This window comes from Mesorhizobium sp. M7D.F.Ca.US.005.01.1.1, assembly GCF_003952545.1.
Taxonomy (GTDB): domain Bacteria; phylum Pseudomonadota; class Alphaproteobacteria; order Rhizobiales; family Rhizobiaceae; genus Mesorhizobium; species Mesorhizobium loti.
The window spans coordinates 2,422,273-2,439,687 of the sequence record NZ_CP034453.1; the positions used below are offsets into that span (position 1 = coordinate 2,422,273).

The 17,415-nt window shown below is 64.1% G+C and carries 18 protein-coding genes; 9 read left to right on the forward strand and 9 right to left on the reverse strand.

The window, feature by feature from the left end:
* The 6 genes from eutA to EJ076_RS11765 form a co-directional block, all read left to right on the forward strand.
* Nucleotides 1–589, forward strand: a 589-nt coding sequence (gene eutA / locus EJ076_RS11740; RefSeq protein WP_126071028.1) for an ectoine utilization protein EutA, incomplete at its 5' end; no start/stop codon positions are given.
* Between the two features lie 5 nt (nt 590–594).
* Nucleotides 595–1,587, forward strand: coding sequence for a hydroxyectoine utilization dehydratase EutB (gene eutB, locus EJ076_RS11745; protein ID WP_164548609.1), 993 nt, complete (start codon nt 595–597; stop codon nt 1,585–1,587).
* Complete coding sequence (eutC, locus tag EJ076_RS11750; protein WP_126067936.1) at nt 1,584–2,576, forward strand: ectoine utilization protein EutC; 993 nt, start codon at nt 1,584–1,586, stop codon at nt 2,574–2,576. Before eutB ends, eutC begins: the two co-directional genes overlap by 4 nt.
* Before the next feature lie 38 nt (nt 2,577–2,614).
* The gene (gene doeA, locus EJ076_RS11755) at nt 2,615–3,793 is read left to right on the forward strand and encodes an ectoine hydrolase DoeA (RefSeq protein ID WP_109670194.1); all 1,179 of its coding nucleotides are present in this window, start codon (nt 2,615–2,617) and stop codon (nt 3,791–3,793) included.
* A 5-nt stretch (nt 3,794–3,798) separates the two neighbouring features.
* Nucleotides 3,799–4,797 (forward strand): N(2)-acetyl-L-2,4-diaminobutanoate deacetylase DoeB, encoded by a 999-nt coding sequence (doeB, locus tag EJ076_RS11760; RefSeq protein ID WP_126067937.1) that lies wholly within the window; start codon nt 3,799–3,801, stop codon nt 4,795–4,797.
* Between the two features lie 405 nt (nt 4,798–5,202).
* Nucleotides 5,203–5,523, forward strand: a complete 321-nt coding sequence (locus EJ076_RS11765; protein WP_245463023.1) for a hypothetical protein — start codon at nt 5,203–5,205, stop codon at nt 5,521–5,523.
* Between the two features lie 67 nt (nt 5,524–5,590).
* Here EJ076_RS11765 and EJ076_RS11770 read toward each other — a convergent pair whose 3' ends face one another.
* The 3 genes from EJ076_RS11770 to EJ076_RS11780 form a co-directional block, all read right to left on the reverse strand.
* Nucleotides 5,591–6,709, reverse strand: coding sequence for a P1 family peptidase (locus EJ076_RS11770; RefSeq protein WP_126067938.1), 1,119 nt, complete (start codon nt 6,707–6,709; stop codon nt 5,591–5,593).
* A gap of 4 nt (nt 6,710–6,713) precedes the next feature.
* On the reverse strand, nt 6,714–8,279 hold the full coding sequence (gene xseA / locus EJ076_RS11775) for an exodeoxyribonuclease VII large subunit (RefSeq protein ID WP_126067939.1): 1,566 nt from the start codon (nt 8,277–8,279) through the stop codon (nt 6,714–6,716).
* An 83-nt stretch (nt 8,280–8,362) separates the two neighbouring features.
* Complete coding sequence (locus tag EJ076_RS11780; RefSeq protein ID WP_126067940.1) at nt 8,363–9,319, reverse strand: LysR substrate-binding domain-containing protein; 957 nt, start codon at nt 9,317–9,319, stop codon at nt 8,363–8,365.
* A 273-nt stretch (nt 9,320–9,592) separates the two neighbouring features.
* Between EJ076_RS11780 and EJ076_RS11785 the strand changes: the two genes are divergently transcribed.
* The gene (locus EJ076_RS11785) at nt 9,593–9,883 is read left to right on the forward strand and encodes a DUF1127 domain-containing protein (protein WP_126067941.1); all 291 of its coding nucleotides are present in this window, start codon (nt 9,593–9,595) and stop codon (nt 9,881–9,883) included.
* Between the two features lie 178 nt (nt 9,884–10,061).
* On the opposite strand, the gene EJ076_RS11790 is transcribed toward EJ076_RS11785, so the two are convergent.
* From EJ076_RS11790 to EJ076_RS11805, 4 genes are all read right to left on the reverse strand, one after another.
* Complete coding sequence (locus EJ076_RS11790; protein ID WP_126067942.1) at nt 10,062–11,102, reverse strand: DUF937 domain-containing protein; 1,041 nt, start codon at nt 11,100–11,102, stop codon at nt 10,062–10,064.
* Between the two features lie 100 nt (nt 11,103–11,202).
* Nucleotides 11,203–12,576, reverse strand: a complete 1,374-nt coding sequence (locus EJ076_RS11795) for a glutamate--cysteine ligase (RefSeq protein WP_126067943.1) — start codon at nt 12,574–12,576, stop codon at nt 11,203–11,205.
* 143 nt (nt 12,577–12,719) lie between these two features.
* Nucleotides 12,720–13,454 (reverse strand): 16S rRNA (uracil(1498)-N(3))-methyltransferase, encoded by a 735-nt coding sequence (locus tag EJ076_RS11800; protein ID WP_126067944.1) that lies wholly within the window; start codon nt 13,452–13,454, stop codon nt 12,720–12,722.
* 31 nt (nt 13,455–13,485) lie between these two features.
* The gene (locus tag EJ076_RS11805) at nt 13,486–14,133 is read right to left on the reverse strand and encodes a hypothetical protein (protein WP_109670016.1); all 648 of its coding nucleotides are present in this window, start codon (nt 14,131–14,133) and stop codon (nt 13,486–13,488) included.
* Between the two features lie 87 nt (nt 14,134–14,220).
* Here EJ076_RS11805 and EJ076_RS11810 point away from each other — a divergent pair, with 87 nt between their 5' ends.
* Both EJ076_RS11810 and EJ076_RS36020 read left to right on the forward strand, forming a co-directional pair.
* Nucleotides 14,221–14,919: a type 1 glutamine amidotransferase gene (locus EJ076_RS11810; protein WP_126071030.1), complete on the forward strand. Its 699-nt coding sequence runs from the start codon at nt 14,221–14,223 to the stop codon at nt 14,917–14,919.
* Nucleotides 14,920–15,214: 295 nt separating this feature from the next.
* On the forward strand, nt 15,215–15,346 hold the full coding sequence (locus EJ076_RS36020) for a hypothetical protein (RefSeq protein ID WP_274533732.1): 132 nt from the start codon (nt 15,215–15,217) through the stop codon (nt 15,344–15,346).
* 56 nt (nt 15,347–15,402) lie between these two features.
* Here EJ076_RS36020 and EJ076_RS11820 read toward each other — a convergent pair whose 3' ends face one another.
* Together EJ076_RS11820 and EJ076_RS11825 are read right to left on the reverse strand one after the other, a co-directional pair.
* Entirely contained in the window at nt 15,403–16,230 is an 828-nt protein-coding gene (locus EJ076_RS11820; protein ID WP_126067945.1) for a metallophosphoesterase, read from the reverse strand.
* A gap of 36 nt (nt 16,231–16,266) precedes the next feature.
* The gene (locus EJ076_RS11825; protein ID WP_126067946.1) at nt 16,267–17,403 is read right to left on the reverse strand and encodes an alpha-hydroxy acid oxidase; all 1,137 of its coding nucleotides are present in this window, start codon (nt 17,401–17,403) and stop codon (nt 16,267–16,269) included.
* Between the last annotated feature and the right edge of the window lie 12 nt (nt 17,404–17,415).

Consider the following 17,415-nt stretch of genomic DNA (forward strand, 5'->3'; position numbering starts at 1 on the left):
GAAAACCCTCCGCAAGATCCAGCCGGCGTTGACGGCGGGGGGGGCCCTGATCCTGCCGGACGAGCCACTCGATGCCATCTGCTACTCCTGCACTTCGGCGTCGGTGGTGATCGGCGATACCGAGATCGAGGCCGCGATCCAGGCTGCAAAGCCCGGCGTGCCAGTCGTCACGCCGCCGATGGCGGGCGTGCGCGGGCTGCGTGTGCTGGGCGCGAGCAAGATCAGCATCCTCACCCCCTACACGGTCGAGACATCTAGGCCGATGGCCGCCTATTTCGCGGCGCGCGGCTTCGACATCGTCAGCTTCACCTGTCTCGGCTTCGAGGACGACCGCGAGATGGCGCGCATCGCACCGGCAACGCTTGTCGATCTGGCGCGTGAGGCGACCGACGCGAGCGCCGATGCGCTGTTCGTCTCCTGCACGGCGCTGCGCGGTGCACTGGCGGTCACCGGAATGGAAAAGGCGATCGGCCGCCCAGTGGTCACCAGCAACCAGGCGACCGCCTGGAATTGTCTGCGGCTTTGCGGCGATGACACAGCCCATCCCGAATTCGGCCGTTTGATGACGCTGCCATTGCCGCGTGCTTGATGATCATGACACAGATCACCCTTGAACACATTCGCGCCGCGCGTGAGCGCATTGCCGGCAAGATCGAGCGCACGCCGACCGTGCTATCCCAGAGTCTTTCCGAACAGTTGGGCGCACAGGTTCATCTCAAGCTCGAGCACCGGCAGACCACCGGCAGCTTCAAGTTGCGTGGCGCCTCGAATGCCGTCGCTTCGCTGAGCGCCGAGGAGAAGGCTCACGGCGTGGTCGCAGCCTCGACCGGCAATCACGGCCGCGCGCTTGCCCATGCGGCGAAGCTTGAAGGCATGCGCGCGGTGATCTGCATGTCGCGGCTGGTGCCTGAAAACAAGCTCGACGAGATCCGCCGGCTTGGCGCGGAGGTCCGCATCGTCGGCAACAGCCAGGACGATGCCCAGCAGGAGGTCGATCGGCTGGTGAAGCAGGAGGGGCTGGCCATGCTGCCGCCTTTCGACCATCCCGCCATCATCGCCGGGCAAGGCACGCTCGGGCTGGAGATGATCGAACAGGTTCCGGATGCTGCTCTCGTTCTGGTCCAGCTCTCGGGGGGCGGGCTCGCCTCCGGCGTTACCGCAGCCATTAAAGGCGTCAGCCCCCGGACAAAAGTTATCGGCGTTTCGATGGCGCGCGGTGCGGCGATGAAGGCAAGCCTCGATGCCGGCCGCCCGGTGCTGGTGGAGGAGTTGCCGACGCTGGCGGATTCGCTCGGCGGCGGCATTGGTCTCGACAACCGGCTGACCTTCGCCATGTGCCGCGACCTGCTCGACGATGTCATCCTGCTCGGCGAGGACGAGATCGCCGCCGGCATCCGCCACGCCTATGCGCAGGAACGCGAGATCGTCGAGGGCGCTGGCGCGGTCGGCATCGCCGCGCTGCTCGCCGGCAAGGTCAAGGCGAGCGGTCCAGTGGTTGTTCTGCTTTCCGGCCGCAACATCGATATGAACGCGCACCGCACAATTGTCTGCGGCGAGGCGCCGTCGCTTAAGGAGCGTGCCGCATGAGCCGGATGACGATCCTCACAGAAGCCGAATTGCGGGCGATCGTCACGCTCGATCTCGATGCCGTCGCCTGCGTTGAGAACGCCTTCCGCGCGCTCGCCACTCTGCCGGTGGCGATGCCGCCGATCCTGCGGCTCGATATTCCCGAGCATCGCGGCGAGGTCGACGTGAAGACCGCCTATGTGCCAGGCATCGACGGTTTCGCCATCAAGATCAGCCCAGGCTTCTTCGACAATCCGAAGCTCGGCCTGCCCAGCGTCAACGGCATGATGGTGCTGTTGTCGTCGAAAACGGGCCTGGTCGAAGCGTTGCTGCTCGACAATGGCTATCTCACCGATGTCCGTACGGCAGCGGCCGGCGCAGTCGCGGCCAGACATCTGTCGCGGCAGGACTCGTCTGTCGCCGCGATCTTCGGCGCCGGCGTGCAGGCGGGGCTGCAGCTCGAAGCACTCATGCTGGTGCGGCCGATCGCCGAAGCGCGCATCTGGGCGCGCGATGCCGTCAAGGCAGAGATGACCGCGGCTGCCTTGCGCGAAAAGCTCGGCATCGCCGTGCGCGCCGAATCCGATGCCGCAAACGCGGTTGCCGGCGCCGACATCATCGTCACCACCACGCCCTCCACCGAGCCGCTGATCAAGGCGGGGTTCGTTTCCGCCGGCCAGCACATCACCGCGATGGGCTCCGACGCCGATCACAAGAACGAGATCGCACCGGCCATCCTGCGCATGGCCGACCTCTATGTCGCCGACAGCGCCCGCCAGACGCGGCGGCTGGGCGAGCTGCATCATGCCATCGCGGCGGCTGTGATGGCTGGAGATGCAGAGGTGACCGAACTCGGCCAGATCATCGCCGGCGAAAAACATGGCCGCCGCTCGGCCAGCGATATCACCATCGCCGATCTCACCGGCACCGGCGTGCAGGACACGGCGATTGCCACGCTCGCTCGAGACCGCGCGCGGGCGGCCAATTCCGGGACCACTTTCGAAAGCTGATGCTGGCCGCGAGGCCCAACAAACGAGGACCAAGAACAATGCAACCGAACCTGAAGTTCTCGCGCGGCGAATATGCGGATCGCCTCGCCAAGACGCGCAAAGCCATGGAGGTGAAGGGCGTCGATCTTCTTGTTATCAGCGATCCTTCCAACATGGCCTGGCTGACCGGCTATGACGGCTGGTCGTTCTATGTGCACCAAGCCGTCATCGTGCCGCCATCTGGCGAACCGGTCTGGTACGGCCGTGGCCAGGATGCCAACGGCGCCAAGCGCACTGCCTATCTCGCGCACGACAACATCGTCGGCTATGCCGACCACTATGTGCAGTCGACCGAGCGCCATCCGATGGATTTTTTGGCCGGCGTGCTTGCGGATCGCGGCTGGGGCAAGCTCACGATCGGTGTCGAAATGGACAATTACTGGTTCTCGGCTGCCGCCTTTGCGTCGCTGCAGAAGCATCTGCCCAATGCCCGCTTTGTCGACGCGACGGCGCTGGTCAACTGGCAGCGCGCGGTCAAGAGCCCGACCGAGATCGACTATATGCGCAAGGCCGCCCGCATCGTCGAGGCGATGCACCAGCGTATCGTCGACAAGATCGAGGTCGGTATGCGCAAATGCGATCTCGTTGCCGAAATCTATGATGCCGGCACGCGCGGTGTCGATGGCATTGGCGGCGACTATCCGGCGATCGTGCCGCTGCTGCCGTCGGGTGCCGATGCCTCGGCGCCGCATCTGACCTGGGACGACAGACCGATGCAGCGGGGCGAGGGCACCTTCTTCGAGATCGCCGGCTGCTACAACAGGTATCACTGCCCGCTGTCGCGCACCGTGTTCCTCGGCAAGCCGACGCAGGAATTCCTCGATGCCGAGAAGGCGACGCTGGAAGGCATGGAAGCCGGCTTGGCCGCAGCGAAACCCGGCAACGCCTGCGAGGACATCGCCAATGCCTTCTTCGCCGTGCTGAAGAAGTATGGGATCGTCAAGGATAACCGCACTGGCTACTCGATCGGCCTGTCCTATCCGCCGGACTGGGGCGAACGCACGATGAGCCTGCGCCCCGGCGACCGCACCGAACTCAAGCCCGGCATGACCTTCCATTTCATGACTGGTCTCTGGCTGGAGACGATGGGGCTGGAGATCACCGAATCCATCCTGATCACCGAAACCGGTGTAGAGTGCCTGGCCAATGTGCCGCGCAAGCTGGTGGTGAAGGATTGAAGCCGATGTCTAGCCTCCGCCCATCACCGATCGCGCCGACCGTCGATTTCGACCGCGACGGTGTCCAGCACGGTTTCCTGCGCTTGCCCTACAGCCGAGATGACTCGGCCTGGGGCTCGGTGATGATACCGATCTGCGTCATCCGCAACGGCAAGGGGCCGGTGGCTCTGCTTTCCGGCGGCAACCATGGCGACGAGTATGAGGGGCCGCTGGCGCTTTACGATCTCGCCCGCACGCTCGATCCCAAGCAAGTCAGCGGAACGGTCATCATCGTGCCGGCGATGAACTATCCGGCCTTTCGCGCCGGCACACGCACCTCGCCGATCGACAAGGGCAATATGAACCGCAGCTTCCCCGGCCGGCCGGACGGAACGGTGACCGAGAAGATCGCCGATTATTTCCAGCGTGAACTACTTCCCCGCGCGGACATCGTGTTCGACTTCCATTCCGGCGGCAAGACGCTGGACTTCGTGCCGTTCTGCGCCGCGCACACGCTGCCCGACAAGGCGTTGGAGCAGAAAGCCTTCGACGCGGTCGCGGCGTTTTCCGCCCCATTCTCGATGCGCATGATCGAGATCGACGCCGTCGGCATGTACGACACGGCTGCCGAGGAGATGGGCAAGGTCTTCGTCAGCACCGAGCTTGGCGGCGGCGGCACGTCGCGAGCGCAAACCGTGCGGATCGCGCGGCGTGGCATTTCCAATGTGCTGCGCCACGCAGGCATTGTTGATGGTGCGGTCGAGAAGACTCGAACCCAGTGGCTCGACATGCCGTCGGGCGATTGTTTCTCTTTCGCCGAGGACGACGGCATGATCGAAACCATGGTCGATCTTGGCGAGCCCGTCGAAGAAGGTGCGGTGCTGGCGCGCATTCATACCACCGGCCGCACCGGCATCGCCCCTCAGGAGATCCGGGCAAAAATGTCGGGCATGCTGGCGGCTCGGCACTTTCCCGGCCTGGTCAAGGCCGGCGACTGCGCGGCGGTTGTGGCTGTACACGTCTGAGCGGTTCCGCCGGGGCCTGCTCCATCCGGTTCGGGTCCATCGTCGCTTGCTCTGCGTCCGTCGGAGACCCCTCCGGCGCGGCGGAAAGAAGCAGCATGGCGAGCGGAGTCGACATTGCATGAGGATGACACTATATACCGGCGGCTTCGACCTGCGCGCCTGAGGGTTTGCGCTGCGAAGCGACTGTAAATGTGTTGTGTGTTGCGCCATCTATTGTGACGAAAATCGGCTCGGAAACCGGAAAAAAGCAAGTAGAAACAGTGGCGCAAAGCTGGGCGTGGCCCAGCCAACGGTACCGACCCCCCAGAATCAGAAAATGCTCTTGACCCCTCGATTTCCTATGGCTCTGTGGACCTTGGACGGCATCGGCTTGCCGGCTGACCGCGACTCGGCTCGAATGGGGGCATGCATCCTTTGTGGGATGTCGACGTTTGTGATTACCAACCGGCTTTGCCGCCAGGGAACAGCAGTATGAGTGAACACGCGATCGAGTTCTTGCGGGGATGGATCGGTGAAAAGGTCCATTGCCAGTCATCCCAGGCCCGGATTGACAAGCAGGCCGAGACTTTGGCCAAGGAATGCGCTGCCAAGGCGGCCGAGGTCGGCATCCCGCTGGAGGATATCCAGGAAGAAGTCGGCGATATCCAGGAACTCATCGCATCCCGGCTTGAGGAAGCCGCCGAGGCAGAGGAAAGCCAGCAGGCATCCAGCAAAGCCGCGGAATGACCGCATAAGAGCGACCATCTGAAACACGCGGGCTGCTTGGCCCGCGTTTTCGTTTCAGCGATCGCTTTCAGCCAAATTTTTCCTTCAGCCACGCCTTCGGCAGCGCCGGCACGAAGTTTCCGTCGCGCCCGGTCATGTCGTCATTGGCGACCAATGCGTTGAGGATCGCTTCCTCCACGGTCTGGATCACCGCATCGAAAAACAGATCGATGTCGGTGTCCGGAATAAAATCGGCGCTGGCGATGCGGCCGGATGGCGAAAGCGCCGCGCTCGCATTGGCGGTCGAGAAGGCGATAAAAATGTCGCCTGAACTGTGGTAGCCGAAGCCGCCGGTCATGGCGACGCCAAGCGGCACCCTGCGGGCCAGTCGCTTCATCTGATGCGGCAGGAACGGCGCATCGGTAGCGACGACTGCGATGATCGAACCCTTTTCAGTGCGCGGCGTGCCTTCGCGGACCGCCGGTTCGACGAGTTCCGGCCCGGCGCGCATACCGCGAACGGCAAAATTGTGCCGCTTGCCGAAATTCGACTGCACGAAGGCACCGACCGTATAAGTGCGGCCGTGCCATCCAACGATGCGCGATGCGGTGCCGGAGCCGGCCTTGAAGCCAAAGGTGATCATGCCGGTGCCGCCGCCGACGCTGCCTTCCTCGATCGGTCCGCCCACAGCACCGTCCAGTGCCTGGGCAACATGCTCTGACGTCAAATGGTGGCCGTTGATGTCGTTGAGGAAGCCGTCATAGGTCTCCGCCGCCACCGGCAGCCCCCAGCCGCTGTCGAGCGCCGCCGGCAGCACGCTTTGCATCCAGCGCAGCGTGCTGTCGCGCGAGACACCGCAGGAATGCGTGTTGGTGATGGTGATCGGGAAGTTGAAAGCGCCGGTTTCCTCGACGATGTGCGAGCCGGTCAGTTCGCCATTGCCGTTCTGGCTGAAGATGCCGGCGAAGACCGGCGTCGCCAGATCGGTGCGCCGCCTGGGCAGGATCGCGGTCACGCCGGTGCGCACCGGCCCCTCGCCGACGACGAGCGCGCCATCGCCCGAAATCAGCGTCTCATAGCCGACCGCTACACCAGGCACATCGGTGATCGCATTGAACGGCCCGGGCGTGCCGTCGAAGCCGATGCCAAAACTTCGCGCGCGCGGTTTGCCTGAGGGCGTTGCCAGATGGTTCGGATTGTCGGTCATGGTGTCAGAACAGGGATCCCTGATTGCCTGGCTCTTTGGCCTTGGCTGCCGGCTTGGCAACCGGCTTTGGCCTCGCCGCACCGCTGGTTGCCACCGCATCGGCGGTGCCATCGGCGAACTCGAGCGAAAGCGCCATTCCCGACGCCACATCGGCCGCCTGCTTGATCACCACCCCGTCGGCGTCCTTCACTAGGGCAAAGCCGCGTGCCAGCACCGCCTTGTGCGACAGCGTGGCAAGCAGTCGGTCGGCCTGGCTCAATTGCCCGCGCAGGCGCTCGAGCCGCACAGAGATCACCCGATCCTGCCGCCGCGCCAGCGCCGCCAGCGTGTCCCCCAGCAGTTTCTGGCGCCGTATGATCGGTGCCGGCGACAGCCGCGTCGCGGTGCGGGAAAATCGCGCGCGGCGTTCGCGCACGATGGCAAAAAACGCTGCTTGTGCGCGGGCGAGGTCGCGGCCGGTCAGCGTGCGCGCTTCATTGATGCGCCGCGACAGCGTGGCCGGCGTCAGCCTTTGGCCTTGCAACCGCGCCCGCTTGCGGTCGACGCTGACGGACAGCGCCCGGCCGAGCCTGGATGTCGCCTCATCGAGGCGTCGGCGCGGCAGCGCCAGCAATTGATCGGGCGAGGGCAGAGCGCGGGCGGCGGCACGAGCAGCCTGCCGTTTGCGTTCGAAATTGCGCAGGACCGCCGCCTTGAGCCGCGCCCCGAGGCTAGCAAGCGTCGCTTCGAGGTCGGCCTTCACCGGCACGGCGATTTCGGCCGCACCCGTCGGCGTCGGCGCCCGCACATCCGCAACGAGGTCGATCAGCGTCCAGTCCGTCTCATGGCCGACAGCCGAGATCACAGGAATGCCGGAGGCGGCGACGGCGCGGGCCAGCGCCTCATCATTGAAGCCCCAGAGGTCTTCGAGACTGCCGCCGCCGCGCGCCACGATCAGCAGATCGGGACGCTGGATGGCGCCATCCCATGCTAGCGCATTGAAGCCGTTGACCGCGCCAGCCACTTCCGCGCCTGACGTCTCGCCTTGCACACGCACTGGCCAGACCAGGATATGCAGCGGAAACCGGTCCTTGATGCGGTGAATGATGTCGCGGATGACGGACCCCGTCGGCGAGGTGACGACGCCGATGACGCGTGGCATGAACGGCAGCAACTGCTTGCGGCTGGTGTCGAACAGGCCCTCGGCCTGCAGCCGCCGCTTGCGCTCTTCCAGCAGCGCCATCAGCGCGCCGGCGCCGGCCGGCTCCAGATTGTCGATGACGATCTGATAGTTGGACTTGCCGGGATAGGTGGTGAGCTTACCGGTGGCGATGACTTCCATCCCCTCCTCGGGGCGGAACTTCAGCCGGCTCATCGTGCCTTTCCACACCACGGCGTCGAGCCGCGCGCGGTCGTCCTTCAGCGCGAAATAGGCATGACCTGAGGAATGCGGCCCGCGATAGCCTGATATTTCGCCGCGCACCCGCACATTGCCAAAGACGTCCTCGACCGTGCGCTTCAGCGCGCCGGAAATCTCGCTCACCGTGTATTCGGCGGCGTTGGTGCGTGATTCGGATGCTGCGTCGCTCATCGGCCGATTGGGGGACGGTTGGGCCCCCGCGTCAAGGTGGCCGCGTCAGGCCAGCCGTTCATAATCCGCATGCCGGACCCTGCCTACCAGCCGGGCAGGATCTGGTTCGGCTTGGTTCGCCGCAGCTTGGTGAAGGCGAGGGCTGCGAAATCGAATGTCCCGGTGTCTTCGCTGATCGGCACGGAAATATTGTCCAGGCTTTCCGAAATATGGCGGGCGAGCGCGTCGACGATCTCGGGTCGCGACGTCTGGCCGCGCATGATGCCGATGCGGCAATCGGGCAGGGCGCCAAAGCCGTCGGCTTCACCCAGCACCCGCATGCCGGGCCTGAGCGCGCATTCCGGCAGCACCGAAATCGCCAGGCCGGAAAGCACCGCGGCGGTGATGACGGTGGCCGAGAAACTGGTGAACAGGATGCGGTAGTCGCGGTTCTGCTGGTCGAGCACATCGACGGCTGCGCGCCGCCAGATGCAGTTCGGCCGGCCGAAGGCCATAGGCAGCGTTTCCTGCTCATGCGTCGCATGGTTGGCCGAGGTGACCCAAAGCAGCGGTTCGCGCCGCACCACCTCCGACTGGCCGCGTACGTCGTTGTGTGTCACCAGCGCCAGGTCGAGATTGCCACGCTTGATATGTTCGACCAGCCCCGGCGTCGGCTCGCAGATGACAGTCAACTCGACGCGCGGATTGGAGCGCGTGAACCGCGCCATGATCTCGGGCAGGAAACGGTCGGCATAGTCGTCGGGCGTGCCGATGCGGATCGTGCCTTCGAGCCGCCGGTCGTCGAAAGCGGCCAGCGTTTCGCGGTTGAGGTAAAGCAGCCGCCGCGCGTAGGAGAGCAGCTTGTCGCCTTCCTCGGTCAGTCTGTTGGTGCGCCCGTCCTTTTCGAACAGCGGCTTGCCGAGCCGCTCCTCCAGCCGGCGCATCTGCATCGACACCGCCGACTGGGTCCGGTGCACCTCTTCGGCTGCTCGGGTGAAGCTGCCGGTGTCGGCAATCGAGATGAAGGTCTGCAACTGATCGAGATCGAGCGGCGATTTCATCGATATGATCCATCACTGGTGTTGATGTTAAAGATTAGAAACATTCGTTGGATTTATCAATCGGTCGATGGCAAATTGGCATTGTCCACATGAAGGCATGTGAATTGGGACCGGAACGGCCGCTGTTGCCAGCGCCGATTGCCTGGTCTCGCCCGGCCTACAGCGCCGCGCGTCCTTTGGACGCGCAAAGGACGCTGTAGCACTTTGATTTTGCGCATGATCCTTTTTCGAACCTCCGGTTCGGGGTCATGCGGCAGTCTGAAGGAGACCGACATGACCACGTTTGATTTCGCCGCCGAGACCTCGCGCATCACCTCGCGTCCGGCCGTTGCGACGCGCGTGGCAAATACCGTCTCCAACGCCTACCGCGCCTGGAAAAACCGCCGCGCCTTCTATCGCCTTGGCGAGATGTCGGATTCCGAACTCGCCGATATCGGCCTGACGCGCGCCGACCTGCATGTCGCCATCGACGTGCCGTTTGGCCGCGACCCGACGGCGATGTTGCGCGAAATCGCCAGCGATCGCGTCGAGACGATCGAGGACATTGCCCGCAAGGTGGCCTGATCTGTCGCTTGTCGTTTTGGTTGCCGTGAACCTTTTCGAGGTTCGACGCGACTGAAGAGTATGCAGGCCCACACTCCCTGCCGGATCCCCGCCGGCCCGCCTGCACTCTGCCCGGTCCTCCCAGGACCGGGCTTTTCTTTTTCTACCCCCTGTCGAAGACAGGCTGCTTGTTGCTTGCCTACCGCCGGTCCATATCCCGCTTGAACTGGTCGAAGATCGTTTCCACGCCCTTCTGATACTCGTCACGCTGCTGGGCGCCGGTTTCGAACATCTTGCCGAACAGATCGTCGAACGGATTCCTTGGCCTGCCGCTCGGATTGGCCTGTGGCTGGGGGGCCTGACGCTGCTGCGGGGGCGCTTGAGGCTGTTGCGGCGCCGGCTGGCCGCCCGGGATGCCGAAGCCGCCACCGCCGCCTTGCCGCAGCATCTCCTCGAAGATTTTTCCCAATGGATTGTCGCCATAAGGGCTCTGCGTCTGTTGAGGCTGCGGCTGCGCCCGATCTTGCGGCTGTGGCTGAGGCGCGCCGCCGCCGAACATGTCCTGCAGCACCTTGCCGAGCGGGTTGTCGCCATAGGGGTTGGGTGCCGGCTGCGGCTGACTTTGCGGCTGTGGCGTCCCGCCGCCGAACATGTCCTGCAAAACCTTGCCGAGCGGGTTGTCCATCGGGTTCTGGGGCTGCGGCGCCTGGCGTTGCTGTGGCGCCGGGGCCTGCATGCCGCCGCCTTGCCGCATCATCTGCTCGATGATCTCGCCGAGCGGATTGTTGCCGCCGCCGAAACCGCCGGCGGCCTGCATCTGATTTGTCGTCTGCTTGAACAGCCCGCCCATGACCATCGAGGCGATAGCCGGCAGCATCTGCTGCAGGATCTGCTGATTGACGCCGCTCGCTTGCGCGGCCTGGCTGGCCACCGCGCGCGACAGATCCTTCGAGCCGAACAAATGCCCGAGAATGCCGTTGCCCTCGTCGACGCCTTGCGGCGAGAAGGCTCGGGTTGCGTCCTCGAAATACTTGGCGTGCTGGCCGCTGGCCATCGCCGTCATGAAGGCGCCGAGCCCATAGGGGTCGGCAGTGTTGCGTTGCAGCCCCTGCGAAAAGGCCGGCAGCAGTGCGGCAACCGCCGCCTGCGTCTGCTGCATCGATAGCCCATATTGTTGGGCAAGGGCCTGCATGCCGCTGCCGTTCTGGGCCTGTGTCAGCATGTCGAACAAGGTAGGCATCGGCGTCTCCTCCGGAAATCCTCGCCGAAGAAGCCTAGTTTGTTTCCACTTCCGATTGAAGCGACTTTTGCCGATCAATCGGCTGCGTCAAATCCGAGGGTTAATAGGCGTATTCCATGAAAACCGGCTCGATCGAGCCACCCCAGCGCGTGTGATAGGCCGACAGCATCTCCTCGGCGCTGGTTGTGCCGCGGGCCACGACTTCGTCGAGCGTGTTGAGGAAGGAGGTCTCGTCGTAGCCGTCGCGGTTCTTGCGGCCACGGTTCTTCAGGCCCATGCGCGAAATGACCATCACGTCTCGCGCGATTTCGCGCAGCGTGGTGTTGCGGAAGGGCGCGGAAATGCCTTGTTCCGGCACGGCGTTGCGCATCGCCAGCGTTTCTTCATACGTCCAGCTCGAGGTCAGCGCCTCGGCGGCATCGAGTGCGGCCTCATCATAGAGCAATCCGACCCAGAAGGCCGGCAGTGCGCAGATGCGCCGCCATGGCCCGCCGTCGGCGCCGCGCATCTCGAGGAAACGCTTCAGCCGCACGTCCGGGAACAGCGTCGACAGATGGTTCGCCCAGTCGCCCATTGTCGGCAGCCCGTCCGGCACTTCATTGCGCGCGGCCCCGGCCATGAACTGGCGGAAGGTGATGTGTGTCATATCGTGATAGCGGCCGTCGCGGATGACGAAATACATCGGCACGTCGAGCGCCCATTCGACATAGTCGGCGAAGCCGAAATCGGGCGAGAAGCAGAATTCGAGCAGGCCCGAGCGCTGGTTGTCGGTGTCGCGCCAGATGTCGCCACGCCAGCTTTGCAACCCGTTCGGGTGACTCTCCGTGAACGGCGAATTGGCGAACAATGCCGTCGACAGCGGCTGCAGCTTCAGCGACACCTGCATCTTGCGGCGCATGTCGGCCTCGCTCTCGAAGTCGAGATTCACCTGGATCGTGCAGGTGCGGTACATCATGTCGAGGCCCTTGGTGCCGACCTTGGGCATGTAGCGTGTCATGATCTCGTAGCGCGATTTTGGCATTTTCGGCGTCTCGGCCAGCGACCATTTCGGGCTGCCGCCGAGGCCAAGGAAGCGGATGCCCATCGGTTCGGCGATCTCGCGCACCTGCGCCAGATGGGCATTGCCCTCGCGGCAGGTCTGATGGATCGTCTCCAGCGGTGCGCCGGAAAGCTCGAACTGGCCGCCGGGTTCCAACGAAATCGCTCCTTGGCCGGTCGGTTCGACCAGGCCGATGATGCGGCCGTCGTCGACGATGGGATCCCAGCCGAGCTTTGACTGCATGCCTTCGAGGATGGCGCGGATGCCGCGCTCGCCGCCATAGGGGACCGGTGCATTGCCGTCGACGTAGAAGGGGAATTTCTCGTGCTCGGTACCGATGCGCCACTTGTCGCGCGGTTTGTTGCCTTCGGCGAGGTGCTCGACGAGTTCGTCGAAGTCTTCGATCGGCCGAAAATCGGTTGTATCGCGCGCCATGATTGAGCCCTCAGAGGCGGCCGGACGACCGCCGGCGGTAAATGGACGAAATGTCAGCAGCCGATCAAGCGAAAAATCCTGAGCCAGAGGTCAAGAGGAATTGAACGTGGCAGCGCTGCTCGTTCCTTGCAAGAGGCGAGGTCTTACCAGTCTCCGACTGTCGCCTGCATCACCGCGAGCGCGGCCACCGCCGCCGTATCGGCGCGCAGGATACGCGGGCCGAGCGGAATGGCGGTGACGAAGGGCAGGGCGCGCAGCATCTTGCGCTCGTCGTCGGAAAAGCCGCCCTCCGGCCCGACCAGCAACCCAAGCTTCTTTTCCTTCACCGCCTGCAGCGCGGGCAGCGGATTGTTGGTCGAGGCGTCCTCGTCGCAGAAGATCAGCCGTCGCTCCTTGTCCCAGCCGGTCAGCAAGCGGTCGAATTTTTCCGCTTCGCGCACCTCCGGCACCGCCAGTATGCCGCATTGTTCGGCGGCTTCGGCGACATTGGCGCGCAAGCGATCGATCGACGGCTTGGCCACTTGCGTGTGCTGGGTGATGACTGGCTGCAGGACGCCGGCGCCCATCTCGACTGCCTTCTGCACGAGATAGTCGAGCCGGCCCTGCTTCAGCGGCGCAAAGCAATAGACCAGATCGGGCAGCGGCGGCTGTGGCCGTTGCAGCGCCGACACCTTCAGCCGCACCGCCCTTTTTGTTTTCGCGACAAGGGCCGCCGACCATTCGCCGTCGCGGCCATTGAACACCAGGATTTCGGCGCCTTCGGCAAGTCGCAGCACATGCAGGAGATAGTGGCTCTGCTGCTGGCCGGCGTCGAACTCGATGTCTGGCCGCAGATCGTCGGGCACGAACAGACGTTGCATTTTGTAATTGGCGCGCATCGCCGAGGAATGAGCGAGCCGGCCGCCGGCGTCAAGCCTCGGCGGTCGGATGCCACGCCGGCCGAAAGCCTTGCCGCAGCACGGCGAGCGTCGTGGCCGGCGTCAGCAGCGACAGCGTCTTGCCTTTGAGCTGGCCGAAATCGTTCGGCTGCCCGTATCCCGCAAAGGACCAGCGCAGTGTCTTGCCCATGCGCAAGGCATAAACGGTGCCGCCATCCGCAACGATGACGCCGTCCGGCAGGCCGGCAAGCTCTTCAAATGCCACCATCGGCGGCTTGGCGCCCGAAGCCAGCCGCTCCTTGTGCAGCCGCTTGTCGACCATCGGCGCGCGCGGCTCGGCAATGCCGAAGGCTTCGCCGAAGCGGCCAACGAAAACCTTGGCCCGTTCGCGCTGGCAAAAGAAGCAGGGGCGATGCCCGGCCGCCAATGCCGTCACCTCGTCGAGGAAGAACAGCTCGGTCCAGCCCGCTTTACCGCCCTTCCGGTTGCTGCCCATCGGTTCGCGCCGCACGTCGCGGAATTGGCAAACGCAGATGATCCAGGCCTGAAGCGCCCAGCGCTTTTTCAGCAGCGTCTTCGTCTCGGGATCGTGGATGATACCGCGATTGCCGGTGAACAGCCCGCGCTCGGGCACGGCGTGGATGGCGCCGAACGGATCGACCCGGTTTTGCAGTGGCATAGCTTTCTCTCCGAACGCGCATCTTGGCTGCAATGCTGACGGCATGGTATCGCTCGTCGCATCATTTTCATGTCAGCAGGGTTTTTCATGCGGGTGCTGGTGGTCCAGAACTACGACAATACCGGCCTTGGCCAGGTCGGCGCAGCACTTGCGGAGGCGGGCGCAGATCTCGATCTGCGCCTCCCTTACAAAGGCGATCCCCTGCCGGATGACGCGGCCGGGCATGACGCCATGGTGGTGCTCGGCGGTGGCCAGAATGCGCTGGCCGACGATGAGTACCCCTATTTCCCGGCACTGCTCGAACTGACCCGCGATTTCGCTGGCAAGGACCGCGCCGTGCTCGGCATCTGCCTCGGCAGCCAGCTCGTCGCCCGCGCCTTCGGCGGCGAGAACCGCATTGGCGGCGCTAACGAGTTCGGCTGGCACGGCGTCTCGCTGACGCCGGATGCCAAGGACGATCCGGTGCTGGCTCAGTTGCCGGAGAAATTCCCGATCTTCCAGTGGCACGACGACACCTTCGTGCTGCCCGAGAACGCCGTGCGGCTCGCCGGCAACGATGTCGCCGAGAACCAGGCGTTCCGCGTCGGCCGCGCCGTCTACGGTTTCCAGTTCCATTTCGAGGCCGACCGGCCGATGGTGCAAGACTGGAGTTCGTCCTTTGCCCCGACCATCGCCGCGCGCCATCCCGACTGGGCCGGCAAGCTCGACGGCGAAATGGCCCGCAACGGGCCCGACGCTGACGCTGCCGGCCTGGCCATTGCCCGCGCCTGGGTAGCGACCATCTGAGAACACCCATCCCTCGGTGCATGGCCGCGTGACATAATTGGCACGCGGCGGTGAATCCGCCTGGGGAAAACGCCTTTCATCCTTGGTTTACGTCCGCCCGCCAGCCTAGAAGGCGCGCGCTCTGCATCTTCGGTGCAACCGCGATGAACCTTTGTGTGACCCGCGCGACACACCGTTGATACAGAACATGCCTAGAAGCGCGAAATCGTCGAAACTTTGAAGCGAATTCTCCGTTTCAACGCATTGGTAACCGCCTCGTGCACAGATGCAGAAAGCTCAACAAGAGATGACGTCCGTGAAAGCAGCGCTTCTGTCCTTTGCCATGGTATCCGCCATCGTGCTGTGCGGCCTCGGCATTTATGCCGCCGACGCAGCCAACAACCACAACGCCGTCGACGGCTACGGCGTCACCGCCTCGCTTCGCTAAAAGCCGGGGCTGCGCCACGAGCCGGAGCGTCTTTGGCGTCCTCGGACGCGCAGCACTCAGGCCTCTTTTATCGTTCCGGGTTCCTTGATCGTCCCAGGCTCCTTGATCGTCCCAGGCTCCTTGATCGTCAGTGTCAGGATGCGTTTGTCCGGCCCGTCGACGACGAGCGCGCTCAGCATGCCGGATTGCCAGGCGAGCGTGTCGACATTCACGCGGTTGGCCATCACTTCCGCCTCCGGCACCGGCGTGTGGCCGTGCACCACGATCTTTGGATAAAGGCCGGGGTGGTTGTGGAAGACGTCACGGATCCAGATCAGATCCTGCGGGTTTTGCCTTTCCAGCGCGATGCCGGGCCGGATGCCGGCATGGCAGAAGAAAAAGTCGCCCAGTGTCTCCGAAAACGGCAGCGACCGCAGGAAGTCGATGTGGCTTTGCGGCACGGCCTCGACCAGGGCCTGATGTCCTTTGCGCACGGCGGACTCGGCCTTGCCGAACCACGCGCTGGTGCCTTCACTGATCGCCACGCCGTAGGACTGCGCCGTCTGGATGCCGCCAAACCGGATGAAAAGCCCGTCCGGGTCGGGGGTCTTGAGAAAATCGAGAAAGCCGATGTCGTGGTTGCCGGCCAGCATCAGATGGCGCGGGTCGCGCTCTCGCGCTTCGATCAGGAAATCGATGACGCTCTTTGAGTCCGGCCCGCGGTCGACATAGTCGCCAAGATGGATGACGCGCCAGTCGGCAGGCGCTTCCTGCTCGATCTCGGCCTTGATGCGCTGATGCATGGCGACCAGCAGGTCGAGCCGGCCGTGGACGTCGCCAATGGCGTAAAGACGCACACCTTCCGGCCCATGCGCGTCGAGAAAATGGATGCCGGGTTCTGCCAATTTTCCGTTGTCTCCGTGGTCAGGCGGTCACGGGACTTAGCGCCGGAGCTGGTCCTTGCCCATGTCGGTGACCAGACGCTTTCCGCACAGCGCCAGCGTGATGTCCATCTCCTTGCGGATGATTTCCAACGCCTTGGTAACCCCTTCCTTGCCGAGCGCACCCAGCCCGTAAAGAAATGGCCGGCCGATATAGGTGCCCTTGGCGCCGAGGCAGAGCGCCTTCAGCACATCCTGGCCGGAGCGGATGCCGCCATCCATGTGCACTTCGATCCTGTCACCGACAGCGTCGGCTATTTCTTCCAGCGCCATGATCGATGACGATGCGCCGTCGAGCTGGCGCCCGCCATGGTTGGAAACGACGATCGCGTCGGCGCCGGTCTTGGCCGCCATCAGCGCGTCCTCCTTGTCGAGAATGCCTTTCAGGATCAGCTTGCCGCCCCAGCGCTCCTTGATCCAGGCGACATCCTTCCACGACAGATGCGGATCGAACTGCTCGTTCGTCCATGAACCCAGAGATGAGACGTCGCCGACACCCTTGGCATGACCGACAATGTTGCGGAAGGTGCGGCGCTTCGTGCCGGCCATGCCCATCCACCAACGCGGGCGCATGGCGATGTTGGCAATGTTGGCCAACGTCATCTTGGGCGGCGCCGACAAGCCGTTACGGACATCCTTGTGCCGCTGGCCGAGAATCTGCAGGTCGAGGGTCAGCACCAAAGCCGAGCATTTCGCCGCCCTTGCCCGGTCGATCAGATTAAGCACGAAGTCCTTGTCGCGCAACACATAGAGCTGGAACCAGAACGGCTTCGTGGTTACCGAGGCGACATCCTCGATCGAGCAGATGCTCATCGTCGACAAGGTGAACGGCACGCCGAATTCTTCCGCTGCCTGCGCCGCCAGCATCTCGCCATTGGCGTGCTGCATGCCGGTCAGGCCGGTCGGGGCCAGCGCCACCGGCATTGCCACCTTTTCGCCGATCATGGTCGATTCCAGCGAACGGTTGCTCATGTCGACCAGCACGCGCTGGCGGAACTTGATCTTGCCGAAATCCTCCTCGTTGGCCCGGTAGGTGCTCTCGGTCCAGGCGCCGGAATCGGCATAGTCGAAGAACATCTTCGGCACGCGCCGGCGCGCGAGGTCCTTGAGGTCGGCGATGGTCAGGATTTGGCTCATGGGCTTCCCGTT